Source organism: Streptomyces sp. MAR4 CNX-425 (genome assembly GCF_048656465.1).
GTDB lineage: Bacteria > Actinomycetota > Actinomycetes > Streptomycetales > Streptomycetaceae > Streptomyces.
This window is the reverse complement of record NZ_JBMDLF010000009.1, coordinates 91470-106105: the sequence shown is the minus strand read 5'-3', so window position 1 is coordinate 106105 and position 14636 is coordinate 91470. Positions and strand designations below refer to the sequence as shown.

Genomic DNA, 14636 nt, shown 5'->3' with positions numbered 1-14636 from the left:
TGTCGGGTGGGGCCGGACGTCACTTGCGCGCGGCGAGCCGGGACTTGGCGGAGCGCAGCACCGTGGCGATGCCCCGGCCCGCCGGCGGGGCGGCGGCCGCCGGGGCGGGCTCCGCCCGGCGCACCGGGACGGTCCAGGACAGCGCGCCGGCGCGGACGGTGACCTTCGGCGTGAGGTCCTCGCGCCGCTTGCGGGCCTCCCGCGGCAGCCGCAGCTTCGCCCGGTACGTGCGGGTGGCGCCGGAGGTCTTGCCCGGCTGGGCGACGGCGGTGGCGGTGACGCCGGGGCCCTCGACGTCGAGCCGCACCGCGTCGGCGGGCAGCCCGGTGACGGTGGCGCGCACGTCGACGACGAGTTCGTCGCGGCGCTTCTCGGCCTGCTCCTCGGCCTCGAACCGCTTCTCCACCTTGTGCTTGATCTCGCCCAGCTCCAGCGTGACGTGGCCGGTGGAGCGGATCGCGTAGAGGGTGACGACCTGGCCGGAACCGGCGTGGGCGGCGGCGACGTGCGTCGCCGGCTGCTTGAGCAGGCTCAGGCTCCGCTGGTCGCCGAACCGGGTGACGTTGGCGTCGCCGCAGGCCAGGGAGAGGTCCCAGAGCGCCTCGGCGAGCGGCTCGCCGCCGGCGGCGGTCGCCGGGTCGATGTCCAGCCGGAAGTTCTGGTAGCCCTCGTCGTCCTGCTGCGGCTCCAGCGACAGCGGCAGCCGGTGCTGGACGATGCCGCCGCGCTGCTTGAGCACCATCTCCGGCGGGGCGCCCCAGCCGTCCGGCGCGGGCGCCTTGACCTTGCCGGAGAGGTGGACGACGCCGGTCCCGGCGTCGAGGACGGCCTTGCCGACGCGGAACGGGACGGGCAGCTCGTCGGTGACGTCGTAGAACTCGTCCGGGATGTTCCTGGCGGGGTCGCGGAAGAACGGGTACCGGGCGTACACCCGGCCGTCCTCCACCAGGTGCGTCACCTGCTGGTCGCCCAACTTGCGGTGGTACTTCGACGCGGTGAGCAGGTCGTCGAGGTCGCCGCGGCGGACCAGCTCCATCAGCAGCCGCTCGACGACGGACAGCCGGGCCGCCGCGCCCTCGGTGTACCACCGGTCGAACAGCAGGCGCATGTCCTGGAAGGCCGTCTGCTTGTCGCCGGGGTCCTTCTCGCGGCGCAGCTGGCGGATGGTGTTCGGCAGGTCGATGTTGTAGTGCCGGGCCAGCAGGTGGTGGCGCCGCGGGCCGTCCGGCACCTGCTCGCCGACCAGCTCGAACATGGCCTCCAGGAAGCGGATCCGCGGGGCGGTGCCCTTGGTGACGGAGGTGTTGTTGCCGCCGTCGTCGCGCTTGACCCAGTACACGCAGTCGTAGTCGGCGATCACGCTGATGCCGTCGGCGTGCAGGTACGCGGCGCTGGTGAACGGCTGGTCCTGGCCGACCTTCAGCTCGGGGCGGAAGCGCAGCCGGTGGCGCTCGACCAGCTCGCGGCGGAAGAGCTTCATCGGGTTCAGCGTCCAGTAGACGCGGGAGCTGAACACGTCGGTGCGGGCCAGGTTCTGGTGGTACATGGACGTCGGCGCGCCGCGGCCGTTGACGCCGACCATCTTGCCGACGACGACGTCGGTGCCGTGGGTGTCGGCGGTGTCGACCATCCGCGCCAGCGTCTCGCGGCCGAGGTAGTCGTCGGCGTCGAGGAAGAACACGTACCGCCCGGTGGCCCGCTCCAGCCCGACGTTGCGGGGGCCCGCGGGGCCGCCGGAGTTCTCCTGGTGGATGACGGTCAGCCGGGGGTGCGCCGCGGCCAGCCGGTCCAGTTCGGCGCCGGTGCCGTCGGTGGAGCCGTCGTTGATGACGAGGATCTCCAGCCGGTCGACCCCGATGGTCTGCTCCAGCACCGAGGTGACGCTGCGGGTGATGTACGGCATCGAGTTGTACGCGCCGGTGATCACCGTGACGTCGGGTATGGATGCGGCGGCCGCCGCGGACGATGTCATCGTGCAAGTTCTCCTTAGACTGCGCGCTCAAGGTTGCGGCGCTCGGACTTCTCCGCGAGCGCGCGCACGGCTTCGCCGAACCGGACGACGGACGCGGGCTCGTCGGGCCCGAGCAGGTACTCCTTGAGCTCCTCGCGCGCGGCGCGCAACGGGTCGGCCGCCGGGTCGGGGACGGCGGCCAGCAGGTCGTCGAGGCGGACGGCGTCGGTGGCCAGGACGACGGCCGCCCGCACCGCGGTGTTCTGCCGCTTGAACTCCTGCTCCCCCAGGCCCGCCGAGTCGGTCACCGCGTACGGCTTGCCGCTGGCGATGAAGTCCGACACCACGCTGGAGATGTCGGAGACCATGCCGTGCGAGACGTTGAAGCAGTCGTAGAGCCGCGGCATGTCGCCGGTGACGACGCGGTGCTCCCACCAGCCGAAGGAGCGCCAGTAGGCGTCGTTCCACTCCTCCTTCAGCCGGGCGGCCTCCGCCTCCCGGGCCGGGTCGACCACGGCGTCGCGGGATGCCTGCGCCTCGTCGGCGGACTCGTCGGCGGTCCGGTCGAGCCGCTCCAGCTGCGCCTCGATACGCACCAGCTCGGCCCGCGCGGCCTCCATCCCGGCCTGCTCGGCCGCGGCGGCGCGCACCCAGCGGGGCTCGGCGGCGCGGCGCTCGCCGGCCTGCTCGACCATGGCGACGATGCGCTCGTGGGCGGCCTTGGCCTGCGGGCTGACCATGCCGGTGAACGGGTGCGGCTTGTACAGCACCCGCACCGGCTCCTCGGCGGCCAGCAGCCGGCGGACGATGTTCTCGCCGGCCAGGATCAGCGAGGTGTTGCCGGGGTCGTCGGTCCACCCCTCCCACGTCGGCGCGTAGAGGAGGGTGGGGATGCGGCCCGCGGCGGGCGCCTCGGCGGGGCGGATCGACGCCAGCTGCGGGCGGCCGACCTCCACGATGGCGTCGTCGCGGACGCCGACGTCGGCCAGCGCGTAGCGGTCGCGGCCGGCCCGGCCGGCGGTCCACACCTCGTCGTAGACCTTGGCGTACGGGTTGATGCTGGCGACCTTGTCGCTGTCGCCGTGGCCGATGAAGACGTGCTTCATCGTGGGCACCCGCAGCAGGTGGATGTTCTTGCCGACGTTGGCGGGGTAGAGCGCGACCCGTACCGACGACAGGTCCATGTTCATCAGGTGCACCGCGGACGGCACGCACGCCACCGGCACGGTGGTGGAGGCCAGGCCGGGCAGCGTGTGCTGCTCGCGGACGATGAGCAGGGGCCGCTCGTCCAGCTCCTCCAGCGTCTCCAGCCACATGTTGATCTGGTACGTGGACTCCTTGGTGCCGGAGAAGTAGAGCACCACGGTCGGCCGGTAGGCGCGCAGCCACTCGTCGAACCACTCCAGCACCGCGTCCCGCTTCGGCGGCAGCCCGCCGGGCCGCAGGTGGTACATCACCACGCCGATGTACAGCAGCGTCAGGCCCAGCGTCACGGCCGTGCCCACGTAGCCGTACGCGCCGCGGCCGGTCTCGGCGGCGACGAGGACGCCGGTGACCGCGAACAGGTCGAGGTGCAGGACCTTCTCGGCGGCGCGGTGGGTGAGCCAGCGGGGCGCGGCGTCGGAGATGCCGAGCGGGGCCAGGTCGATGTTGCGGGTGACGACGGGCAGCTTGCGGCGGTTGCGCAGCAGCGTGAGCATGCCGCTGTGCGGCGCCTGGAGGGTGGCGACGAGCGCGAAGCAGGCGATGGCCTCGTACCCGACGGTGTCGCCGGCGACGCCCATCCGGGCCAGCAGCAGCACGAGCAGCAGCTGGCGCAGCATGAAGCGCAGCGTCAGGCCGGCGCGGGCGCGGGAGAGCTGGCTGAGCAGGTAGGCGCCGCGGCGGTGCAGGAAGTGGTCGGAGACGTAGCTCGCCACGGCCGCGCCGGCGAACAGGCCGAGGCTCGGGATCAGCGCGGCCAGCAGCATCAGCGGGTACGAGACCAGCATCACGGCGACGGCGCCGAGCTCTCCGGCGTTGCCGCCCCGGAGCAGGCGCAGGAATATGCCCGTCACCGCACACCCGCCTCGGCGCCGCCCTCGCTGCGGTCGAGCACGGCGGCCAGCGCGCGGTCGACGTTGGAGCCGCGGGTCGGATCCTGCTGGCGTACGTCGATGACGTGTCCGGTCATCCGGGAGAGCAGCACGTCGAGGGAGGTGCGGGCGACGGCCTCGGAGGCCAGCAGCGAGCCGGCGGGCTCCTCGCCGAACGCCTTGGTGCGCATCGGCGTGGCGGTGCGCTCGGGGTTGACGCAGTTGACGCGGATGCCGTCGCCCGCCCACTCGTCGGCGAGGGCCTGGGTGAGGTTGACCACGGCGGCCTTGGTGGAGGAGTAGAGGCTGTACTCGGCGCGGCCGCGGGTGTAGCTGCTGGAGGTGTAGAGGAGCAGCTGGCCGCGGGTCTCGGCGAGGTACTTGTGGGCGGTGCGGGCTATCTGCACCGGGGCGAGGTAGTTGACCCGCAGGGCCTCTTCGAGGGCGGCGTCGTCGGTGTCGGCGAGCCGGCCGATGCGCAGCACGCCGGCGGTGTTGACGACGTAGTCGATGCGGCCGGTCTCGTCGTAGGCGCGGCGCAGCGCCTCCTCGATGTCGGCGGGGTTCTCCACGTGGGTTCCGGTGGTGGAGCGGCCGAGGGCGTAGACGTGGGCGCCGTAGCCCCGGGCCAGCTCGCAGATGTCGCCGCCGATGCCGTACGAGCCGCCGAAGACGACGAGCGTACGGCCTTCGAGGAGCCGGCGGTGGGCCTCGTCGTCGCTGTGCTCGGGGGCGGAGGTGGAGCCGAGCTGGAAGAGCTTGTCGGCGATGAAGACGTCGACGGGGTGGGTGACCTTCATGTTGTACTCGTCGCCCGCGACCACGTGGATCGGCACGTCGGGCAGGTACTTCAGCACCACCGAGCAGTCGTCGGTGGCCTGGAAGTTCGGGTCGTCCGCGGCGACCTCGTACGCCCGCCGGATGGTGGAGAGCTTGAACGCCTGCGGCGTCTGCCCGCGGCGCAGCCGGGAGCGGTCCGGGACGTCGGTGATGAACTCGCCGTCCTCGCCGTGCCGCCGGGTGACGATGATCGTGTCCGCGGAGGGGATGGCGACGTCCACCGCCTGGTAGCGCTCCAGGGCGGCGACGCAGTCGGCTATCACCCGGGCGGACAGCAGGGGGCGTACCGCGTCGTGGAAGAGGACGTTCGCGTCCTCCCCCTCGGCGAGGCCGGCGCCGACCGCGGCGATGGCGCGCTCGGTGGTCTCGTTGCGGGTGTCCCCGCCCTCCAGCACCTGCCGCACCTTGGTCAGGCCGGCCTTGGCGACGATCCGCTCCACGTCCTCGACGTAGCCGGGGGCCATGAGGACCAGGATCTCGTCGATGCTGTCGGCCTGCTCGAAGGCGGCGAGTGTGTGCTCTATCACCGTCTTCCCCGCGATCTTCAGCAGTTGCTTGGGTATGGAGAGCCCCACGCGTTGCCCGGTGCCACCCGCCAGTACCACGGCGGTGGTTCGGGTGGCCTGGGCGGATCTGCTCGCTGCCGGCTCCGTGGGGGCGCCTGTCGACACTACTGCTCCTGGGTGCTGATCGTGAGCGTCCACCGAATTCGGAGTGAATTCGGCTCGACTGGAGGACATCTTAAAGATGCGCGAAGTTGTATCCGGTTACGGGGCCAGGACTGGATCGTCACCTCCTCGTGATCAGGACGCCGACCCGGCCACCCGCCGGCGGCCGCGGCCGAGCCAGGCGCGCAGTACGTGCGCGGGATTCCTGCTCTCCACCCGTACGGTCTGCACCGGCAGCTCCGACGCGCCGTCCCCGGCGATCCGCAGGGTGAGGTGCCAAAGGCCCGGCTGGGGCACCCGGAGGCGAACGGTGAAGGCGTCCCCACCCTCCGTGCCGTCCGGGCCGGGTGCGGCGGCGGGAGCGGGGAGGTCGGCCGTGACCGTGCGGCCGTCGCCCGCGCGGGTCGCCGTCACCTCCAGCGCCACGGCGGGCAGCCGCTTGCGGCGCCGGCCGCGGACCACCACCGCCCGGGGGTCCGACCGGTCCTGCGCGGCGGTCAGGGACGCGGGCCGGACGACGTTGCGCACGCCGCCGACCTGCCGGGTGACATCGAACACATCGTCGGGCAGGCCGAGGCGGGCGTCGCGGAAGTACGGGTAGTGGGCGAGGATCCGGCCGTTCTCGACGGTGAAGCCGTCGGGCACGATCCAGCGCACCGGCTTGCCGTCCCGGGCCGCGAGCGCCCGGCGGCGCCGCTGGACATAGCGGACGACGGCGATCGCCTCCTCGTACAGGCCGCGCCGCACCATCTCGCCCTGCAACCGCACGATGGCCGGAACCCGCGCCATCGCCGCGTCGCTGTACCAGCGGGCGACGGGCTCGTGCACTAAGGCGAACATGCGGCGCGCGCGGTCCGGGTCGCGCTTGTCCGTGCGGCTCACCGAGCGCAGGGCGCGCTGGAGGTTGACCTCGTAGAGCCGGGTGAGGAGGTAGTCGCGGCGGGGTCCCGCGGGGGTCTGCTCGCCGACGAGGCCGAGCATCGCGACGAGCGTGCCGGTGCTGCCGGCGCCGAGGGGCGGCTCCTTGAGCGGGGTGGTCGTGAGGTTGCCGCCGTCGTCGCGCAGGACCCAGTAGACGCAGTCGTAGGAGGCGACCACGGAGACCTTCGCGGCGTGCAGGTACGCCCGGGTGACGAAGACCTGGTCCTCGCCGGTGCGCATGTCCTCGGGGAAGCGCAGTCCGTGCCGCTCGATCAGGTCGCGGCGGAACAGCTTCGTGGGGGTGAGCACCCAGAAGATCCGGGAGCTGTACAGGTCGGCGTCCGGCTGGTCGCGCTTGAACATCGACGTCGGCACGCCCCGCCCGCCGACGCCGACGAGCTTGCCGAGCACGACGTCCGAGCCGTTGCTGTCGGCCATGGCCGCCATCCGCTCCAGCGCCTCGGGGCCGAGGTAGTCGTCGGCGTCGAGGAAGAACACGTACCGGCCGCGGGCCAGCTCGATGCCCCGGTTGCGCGGGGCGGCCGGGCCGCCGGAGTTCTCCTGGTGTTCGACGCGGATCCGGCCCGGGTGCAGTTGCGCGAAGCGGTCCAGCTCCGCGCCGGTGCCGTCGGTCGAGCCGTCGTCGACGGCGACGACTTCGACGGCGTCCGGCGGCAGGCTCTGCCCGAGTACGGAGTCGATGCACCTGGTCAGGTACGGCATGGCGTTGTACGCGGCGATAACCACGCTGACGTGCGGCTTTTCCACTGGCCCCCCAGCCCGATCGTTTTCGATGCAGACGCAGACCGGCCCGGGGGGTGAATGGTTGTCCTGGCTTGCGGGATTCGCGACGGGTTTATCCGGCCTTTACAGGCGTGGTTTCGGGCGCCGCGGAGGCGTCGGCCGGCTCCTCCGGCTCCGCCGCCGCGGGCGCGTGGTCGTCCACGAGCGTCGCCTCGTCGAAGGGCACCCGGCCGGCGAGGACCTCCTCGACCCGGTCCCGGTCGATCTCCTTCGTCCAGGTCCCGATGAGGACCGTGGCCACGGCGTTGCCCGCGAAGTTGGTCAGCGCCCGGGCCTCGCTCATGAACCGGTCGATGCCCACGATCAGGCCGACGCCGTCGACCAGTTCCGGCCGGTGCGACTGCAGCCCGCCGGCCAGGGTGGCCAGGCCGGCGCCGGTGACGCCGGCGGCGCCCTTGGAGGCGACGATCATGAAGACGAGCAGCGAGATCTGCTGGCCGACGGACAGCGGGTCGCCCATCGCCTCGGCGATGAACAGCGAGGCCATGGTGAGGTAGATGGCGGTGCCGTCGAGGTTGAAGGAGTAGCCGGTCGGCACGGTGATGCCGACGACCGGCCGGGAGATCCCGAGGTGCTCCATCTTCGCGATCAGCCGCGGCAGCGCCGACTCCGAGGAGGAGGTGGAGACGATCAGCAGGAACTCCCGGGCCAGGTACTTCAGCAGCCGGAAGATGTTGACGCCGGCGACGAACCGCAGCACCAGCCCGAGCACCCCGAAGACGAACAGCGCGCAGGTCACGTAGAACCCGATCATGATCACGGCGAGCGACTTCAGCGCGTCCGCGCCGGTCTCGCCGACCACCGCGGCGATGGCGCCGAACGCGCCCACCGGGGCCACCCACATGATCATGGCCAGCACCCGGAAGACGAGCCGCTGGAGATGCCCGATGCCGGTGAGCACCGGCTGGCCGGCCCGGCCCAGCGCTTGCAGCGCGAAGCCGACGAGCAGCGCCACGAAGAGCGTCTGGAGCACCTCGCCGGAGGTGAAGGCGGACACCATCGTGTCCGGAATGATCCCCAGCAGGAACTCGGTGGTCGACTCCGCGTCGCCGGCCGCGGCCTGGTCGGCGCCGGCGTCGCGGGCCTCCTGGGTCAGCTCCAGGCCGTTGCCCGGCTGGATGATGTTGCCGACGACCAGGCCGATGGCCAGCGCGGCGGTGGACATCAGCAGGAAGTAGCCGAGCGCCAGCCCGCCGACCGCGCCGACCTTCGCGGCCTTGCGGACCGAGCCGATGCCCAGCACGATCGTGCAGAAGATGATCGGCGAGATCATCATCTTGATGAGGTTGACGAAGCCCTTGCCTATCGGCTTCAGCTCGACGGCCACGTCGGGCGCGGCGAAGCCGACCGCGATGCCGGCGAGCACGGCCACGATCACGGCGAGGTAGAGATAATGGGTGCGGTCGCGCTTCACGCGGCCCGCCACGGGGGTGGGTGCAGCCACGTCGCTGCCTCCTCACGGCTCGGTGTCCCAGCGGTCCCGGTGAATATGTCGGCCGCCGCGGACGGCGTCACCGTTGCGTTCATTTCGTTCACGTGAGGGCCCCGGTCACACTGGGGCCATGCGCCTCCCCCGTCCCCGCAGCCTGGCCGGCCAGCTCTTCGCGATGCAGGTCGTGCTGGTCACGCTGATGGTGGCCGGGTCGGCGGTCTTCATGTACGTCACGGCGCGCGACCGCGCGGAGGACGCGGCCGAGCGGCAGGCGGAGAGCACGGCGCGGTCGGTCGCGGCGGCGCCGGGAGTGGCCGGGGCGATCACCGGCGGCCGGAACGCGTCCCGGGTGCTCCAGCCGTACGCGGAACGCGCCAAGCGGGACACCGAGGTGACGTTCATCACGATCATGGCCCCGGACGGCACCCGCTTCACCCACCCCAACCCGGACGTGATCGGCGGCTCGTTCCTCGGCCACACCGCCCGCGCGCTGCGCGGCGAGACGTTCAGCGAGACGTACACCGGCACGCTCGGCCCGTCGCTGCGGGTGGTCACGCCGGTGCGGGCGGCGGACGGCCGGATCGTCGGGCTGGTCAGCGCGGGCATCACCGTCGAGGCCATCAGCGACGAGGTGCGGCGGCAGCTGATGCCCGTGCTGTACGTCGCCGCGGCGGCGCTGGCGCTGGCCGGGCTCGCGACGTACCTCATCAACGCCCGGCTGCGGCGGCACACGCACGGGATGAACGCCGGCGAGCTGAGCCGCCTGCACGACTACCACCAGGCGACGCTGCACGCGGTCCGCGAGGGCCTGCTGATGCTCGACGGCACGGGGCGGATCGCGCTGGTCAACGACGGCGCACGGGAGCTGCTGGGCACCCGCGCCGACGACGGCGTGGTGGGCCGCCCGGTGGCGGACCTGGGGCTGCCGGGGCCGCTGACGGAGGCGCTGCTGTCGCCCGGCCCGCGGGTCGACGAGGTGCACCTGACCCGGGACCGCACGGTGGTCGTCAACACCTCGCCGGTGTCCGGCGGCGAGCACCGCGGCACGGTCGTCACGCTCCGGGACGTCACGGAGTTGCAGACCCTGACCGGCGAGCTGGACTCCGTACGGGGTTTCGCCGAGGCGCTGCGCTCGCAGGCGCACGAGTCGGCGAACCGGCTGCACGCGGTGGTCTCGCTGATCGAGCTGGGCCGGCCGGCGCAGGCGGTGGAGTTCGCGACGGCGGAGCTGGAGCTGGCGCAGACGCTGACGGACCGGGTGACGGGCGCGGTGACGGAACCGGTGCTGGCGGCGCTGCTGCTGGGGAAGGCGGCCCAGGCGAACGAGCAGGGGGTGGAGCTGGTGCTGAGCGGGGACAGCAGGATCGACGACGGCGTCCTGCCGCCGACGCTGCCGCCCCGGGACCTGGTGACGGTGCTGGGCAACCTGATCGACAACGCCGTCGACGCGGCGGCGGAGGGTGCGAGGGAGCGTGCGGCGTCCGGCATACGGAACGGCGCGGACGGGCCGTCGCAGCCGCAGGTGCGGGTGACGGCGCTGGCGTCGGCCGGGGAACTGCTGCTGCGGGTCGCGGACGACGGCCCGGGGGTGGACCCGGCGCGGGCGGCGGAGGTCTTCGAGCGCGGCTGGACCACGAAGCGCGCCGCCGGCGCCGCCGCCGCGGGGGGCCGCGGCCTGGGCCTGGCGCTGGTCCGCCAGGCCGCCCGCCGCCACGGCGGCGAGGCGACGCTGAGCAGCGCCCTGGAGGGCGGCGCGGAGTTCACGGTGCGCCTCCCACTGGCCCCGGCGGCCCCGGCGGAGCCGGGCAGGCCGGAGACGGCGCCGGGCAGGTCGGACGCGAAGCCGGGCAGGCCGGACGCGAAGCCGGGCGGGTCGGAGACAGAGCCGGGCAGATCGGCCGCGGAGGGCGGCAAGTCGGAGGCGGAGCCGGGCGGGCCGGACGCGGAGCCAGGCAGGCCGGAGGCGGGGGCCGGGACGCCCACGGCCCCGGCAGCGGTGCCGGGCGCGCCACCGGCCGCCGCGCACGCGCTACCGGCGGCCCCGGGAGCCCCCGCCACGGGGCAGCCGGAACCGGCGGAGCCGGGGGCGACGGTTCGTATATCGGCGGCGAGCGGCCCCGCCCCCGGACGGCCCCTGGGCGACCGCTCCGCGGAGCCGCCCCGGTCTGCCGGATCCGCGGAGCCGCCCCGGACCGCGGTGCCGCGCGCCCGCCCCGGCGAGCCGCACTCCACCGACCCGCCGGTCCACCGCACCCCGCGTCCCCGCGCCCCCGGCCGGCCCGGTGGGGGCTCCGTATGACCGCCGCCGGGCGCTCCGCGCCCATCCGCGTGCTCGTCGTCGAGGACGACCCCGTCGCCGCCGACGCCCACCGGCTCTACGTCGAGCGCGTGCCCGGCTTCGCCGTCGCCGGGGCCGCGCGCTCCCGCGCCGAGGCCGTCCGCCTCCTCGACCAGGTCGCGGTCGACCTCATCCTCCTCGACCTCTACCTCCCCGACGGCCACGGCCTCGCCCTCCTCCGCTCGCTGCGCGCCGCCGGCCACGCCGCCGACGTCATCGCCGTCACCTCCGCCCGCGACCTCGCCGTCGTCCGCGAGGGCGTCTCCCTCGGCGTCGTGCAGTACGTCCTCAAGCCCTTCGCCTTCGCCACCCTCCGCGACCGCCTCCTCCGCTACGCCGAGTTCCACGCCGCCGCCGGCGAGGCCGGCGGCCAGGACGAGGTGGACCGCGCGCTCGCCGCGCTCCGCGCGCCCGCGCAGGCCGCGCTGCCCAAGGGCCTGTCCGGCCCCACCCTCGCCGCCGTCACCGACGCCCTGCGCCGGGCCGGCGACGACGGGCTCACCGCCACCGCCGCCGGCGAGGCGACCGGCACGTCGCGCATCACCGCCCGCCGCTACCTGGAGCACCTGGCGGAGACCGGCCACGCCGACCGCGCCCCGCGGTACGGCCAGGTGGGCCGCCCCGAGCTGCGCTACCGCTGGTCCGGCAGCCGCCCCTGAGCAGGCCCGCCGCCCGGGTCCGGCTGCGGCCCCGGCCGCGTCCCCGGCCCCGTACAGACGGCTGAAAACCGTCGGTACAACAACGTTGTCACCGATCCGGGGCATGCCCTGCCGGAAGCATTGACCGGACATCCGGACAGCCGTACTTTCACCGGAATCTCGCCAGAGCCGCAGGGAGGTCCCGCCGTGCACCGCCCCGTTTCCCCCATGCTCGCCACCGCGCTGACCGCCGTTCTCGCCGCCACCGTGCTCTCCGGCTGCGGGGACTCGGGCAGCGATCCGGACACCGTGAAGGTCCAGTTCAAGAAGTCCACCGACGCCAAGAACAAGATCTTCGACCGCGAGATGGAAGCGGTGAAGAAGGAGTTCGAGAAGAAGTTCCCCGGCAAGAACGTCGAGCTGATCCCGGTCCAGGTGCCGGACGAGCAGTACTACACCAAGGTCCAGCAGATGCTGCGGTCCCCCAAGACCGCCCCCGACCTGGTCTACGAGGACACCTTCCTGATCAACTCCGACATCACCGCCGGCCTCCTCACCCCGCTCGACGGCTACCTGAAGGACTGGAAGGACTGGGACCAGTACATCGACACGGCGAAGGCCGCCACGCGCGGGCAGGACGGCAAGACGTACGGCGTTCCGGACGGCACCGACACCCGCGGGCTCTGGTACAACAAGGAGCTGTTCGAGAAGGCCGGTCTGCCGACCGACTGGCAGCCGGAGACCTGGGACGACGTCCTCGACACCGCCCGCACCCTCAAGCGCGAACTGCCCGGCGTCATCCCGCTGAACGTCTACACCGGCAAGCCGCCCGGTGAGGCCGCGACCATGCAGGGCTTCGAGATGCTGCTGTACGGCACCGGCGAGGACCCCCTCTACGACCCGCGGGCGAAGAAGTGGGTCGCCGGCGGCCAGGGCTTCACCGACGCCCTCGACTTCGTGCACACCGTCTACAACGAGGGCCTCGGCCCCGAGCCGCAGGAGGCCCTCGACCCGAACATCGGCACCAAGGTCGGCACCGAGTGGCTGCCCGAGGGCAAGCTCGCCATCGACCTCGACGGCTCCTGGATGTCGAACAACTGGCTGGAAACCGGCCCCCGGCCGTGGCCGGAGTGGACCGAGGTCCTCGGCCAGGCCGCGATGCCCACCCAGCACGGCCAGCCGCCCGGCCGGGTCAGCATGTCCGGCGGCTGGGCCTGGTCCATCCCCGCCGAGGCGAACAACCCCGACCTGGCCTTCGAGTTCATGAAGGTGGCCCAGTCGCAGAAGAACAACACCCGGCTGACCATCGCCAACGGCCAGATCGCCGTCCGCGAGGACGTCGCCGCCGACCCCGACTACCAGGCGTACGTCCCGGGCGTCGAGTTCTTCACCGGCCTGGTCGAGTACACCCACTACCGCCCGGCGCTCCCGGTCTACCCGCAGGTCTCCACCGCCATCCAGGAGGCCATGGAGAAGGTGACCACCGGCGACTCGTCCGCCGAGGACGCCGCGGCGGACTACGACGACGCGCTCGATTCGATCACCGACGGCGAGGTGGTCGAGAAGTAGCCGCCGCGAGCAGCCCGAGAGGCCATGTTGACTCCTCCCTCGCCTGAAGGCAGGGGATTCCTGGCTCACGCTGCCTGCGGCCCGGCGGGTCGCTGGGTCTTACACGATCAGCACCAGCCGGGTTGAGACCAGCCCGGACCAGCATGACCCGCGCTGAGTTCTTGTCCCGGGGGGACACGGCTCCGCACGAGGTGCAGGCGTAGGTACGTTCCGAGAGGGGAAGTGCGTGCTTGGTTCTCGCTCCGCACTGTGCGCAGTCCATGGTGGTGTGCGCGGGATGGACCAGGTGGACGATGCGCCCGTGTTTGCGGGCCATCTCCACCAGGGCTTGTTTCGTGGCCCGGATACCGGCGTCCGCCGCCTTGTGGGCCATGGTCGACTTCGCCAGGAAGCGGGGGCGGAAGTCCTCGACGGCCACGGCGTCGTGGTCGCGGACGACGGACTTGGCCCACTTGCGGGCGGTGTCCTGCCGCTGCCGCGCCACCTTGGCGTGCAGCTTCGCTGTCTGACGCTTCGCCGCACGGTAGCCCCGGGAAGCGGCCTGTCCGCGGACAGGCCGGCGCCGGGCCATCATCCGCTGGTACCCCGCGAGTCGCTGGGCGGCGGTCCTGCCGTGCTGGGGATGGGGGAGGTCGTAGGCGTCGGATGTGGTGGTGGCGATCTCCTTGACGCCCCAGTCCACGCCGATTACGCGGCCGGTCCCCGGAAGCGCCTCGGAGGGAGCAGGGACGACGAAGGAGGCGTACCAAGCCCCCGCGGGATCCTGGTACACGCGCACGCTCGACGGTTCTTCGGGCAGTGCCCGCGACCACACCGGACGCACCACGATGCCCCCGGCCAGGTGCAGGCGCCCGTCCTTCAGCCGGAAACCGCGCCGGGTGTAGTTCAGGGTCGGCCGCGATTCACGCCTTTTCTTGTACCGGGGCATCCCGGCACGCTGCCGCATCGGCAACCGGTCCTTGACGTCTTTGAGCGCCTTTGCACGGGACATCCCGAAGTCGCGCACCACCTGCTGTTGGGGAACCGACGAGCCCTCCCGGAGCCACGGCGTCACAGCACGGGCCTCGGTCAGCATCCTGTCCAGCCGCGCCGGTCCGCACGCCTCCCCGTCGCGGTGGGCCTTCTTCGAGCGGGCCACCGACTCATTCCACACCCAGCGGCAACGCGCCCACTCGGCTCCGAGAGCGCGGGTTGCGCCGGCGGACACGCGCAGCCGGTACGTGTACCGGGCGTGGGCCGTGGTGTCCGTCGTCATGGCCACGAAACTATCCGGGAGGACTGACAGTTGAGAACTCTTGATCGTTATGTGCCGCCTCCCCCCGCCGTAGGGTGGACTGTCTGCCACGCTGGCGGCGAAACCCCTTCTCCTGCCCAGCCTCGCAGGAATCCGATTCCTCCCG

Annotated in this window: 9 protein-coding genes; 3 read left to right on the top strand and 6 right to left on the bottom strand. The window is 72.7% G+C overall.

From position 1 onward, the window contains the following. Positions 1-19 precede the first annotated feature (19 nt). The 5 genes from ACHZ99_RS24105 to ACHZ99_RS24085 all read right to left on the bottom strand — a co-directional run bounded on the left by ACHZ99_RS24105 (position 20) and on the right by ACHZ99_RS24085 (position 8685). On the bottom strand, positions 20-1972 hold the full coding sequence (locus ACHZ99_RS24105; protein ID WP_420306817.1) for a glycosyltransferase family 2 protein: 1953 nt from the start codon (positions 1970-1972) through the stop codon (positions 20-22). Positions 1973-1986: 14 nt separating this feature from the next. Then, on the bottom strand, positions 1987-4008 hold the full coding sequence (locus ACHZ99_RS24100) for a hypothetical protein (RefSeq protein ID WP_420306816.1): 2022 nt from the start codon (positions 4006-4008) through the stop codon (positions 1987-1989). Continuing rightward, a complete protein-coding gene (locus tag ACHZ99_RS24095; protein ID WP_420306815.1) occupies positions 4005-5537 on the bottom strand; it encodes a D-ribitol-5-phosphate cytidylyltransferase in 1533 nt (510 codons plus the stop codon). Before ACHZ99_RS24095 ends, ACHZ99_RS24100 begins: the two co-directional genes overlap by 4 nt. 132 nt (positions 5538-5669) lie before the next feature. Continuing rightward, positions 5670-7223, bottom strand: a complete 1554-nt coding sequence (locus tag ACHZ99_RS24090; RefSeq protein ID WP_420306814.1) for a glycosyltransferase family 2 protein — start codon at positions 7221-7223, stop codon at positions 5670-5672. Positions 7224-7311: 88 nt separating this feature from the next. Then, on the bottom strand, positions 7312-8685 hold the full coding sequence (locus ACHZ99_RS24085) for a cation:dicarboxylate symporter family transporter (RefSeq protein WP_420307003.1): 1374 nt from the start codon (positions 8683-8685) through the stop codon (positions 7312-7314). A 136-nt stretch (positions 8686-8821) separates the two neighbouring features. On the opposite strand from ACHZ99_RS24085, the gene ACHZ99_RS24080 reads away from it, so the two are divergent. The 3 genes from ACHZ99_RS24080 to ACHZ99_RS24070 all read left to right on the top strand — a co-directional run bounded on the left by ACHZ99_RS24080 (position 8822) and on the right by ACHZ99_RS24070 (position 13236). Then, complete coding sequence (locus tag ACHZ99_RS24080; RefSeq protein WP_420306813.1) at positions 8822-10990, top strand: ATP-binding protein; 2169 nt, start codon at positions 8822-8824, stop codon at positions 10988-10990. Then, a complete protein-coding gene (locus ACHZ99_RS24075) occupies positions 10987-11688 on the top strand; it encodes a response regulator (protein WP_420306812.1) in 702 nt (233 codons plus the stop codon). The genes ACHZ99_RS24080 and ACHZ99_RS24075 overlap by 4 nt, the downstream gene beginning before the upstream one ends. A gap of 207 nt (positions 11689-11895) precedes the next feature. Next, a complete protein-coding gene (locus ACHZ99_RS24070; protein ID WP_420307002.1) occupies positions 11896-13236 on the top strand; it encodes an ABC transporter substrate-binding protein in 1341 nt (446 codons plus the stop codon). Here ACHZ99_RS24070 and ACHZ99_RS24065 read toward each other — a convergent pair. Next, complete coding sequence (locus tag ACHZ99_RS24065; protein WP_420306811.1) at positions 13208-14491, bottom strand: RNA-guided endonuclease InsQ/TnpB family protein; 1284 nt, start codon at positions 14489-14491, stop codon at positions 13208-13210. The two genes, ACHZ99_RS24070 and ACHZ99_RS24065, sit on opposite strands and share 29 nt — an antisense overlap. Positions 14492-14636: the final 145 nt, after the last annotated feature.

Bases quoted from the DNA above. Each gene is read 5' to 3' on its own strand.
- ACHZ99_RS24075 (WP_420306812.1), top strand. From the start codon at position 10,987: ATGACCGCCGCCGGGCGCTCCGCGCCCATCCGCGTGCTCGTCGTCGAG.
- ACHZ99_RS24065 (WP_420306811.1), bottom strand. From the start codon at position 14,491: ATGACGACGGACACCACGGCCCACGCCCGGTACACGTACCGGCTGCGC.
- ACHZ99_RS24105 (WP_420306817.1), bottom strand. From the start codon at position 1,972: ATGACATCGTCCGCGGCGGCCGCCGCATCCATACCCGACGTCACGGTG.
- ACHZ99_RS24080 (WP_420306813.1), top strand. From the start codon at position 8,822: ATGCGCCTCCCCCGTCCCCGCAGCCTGGCCGGCCAGCTCTTCGCGATG.
- ACHZ99_RS24070 (WP_420307002.1), top strand. From the start codon at position 11,896: ATGCTCGCCACCGCGCTGACCGCCGTTCTCGCCGCCACCGTGCTCTCC.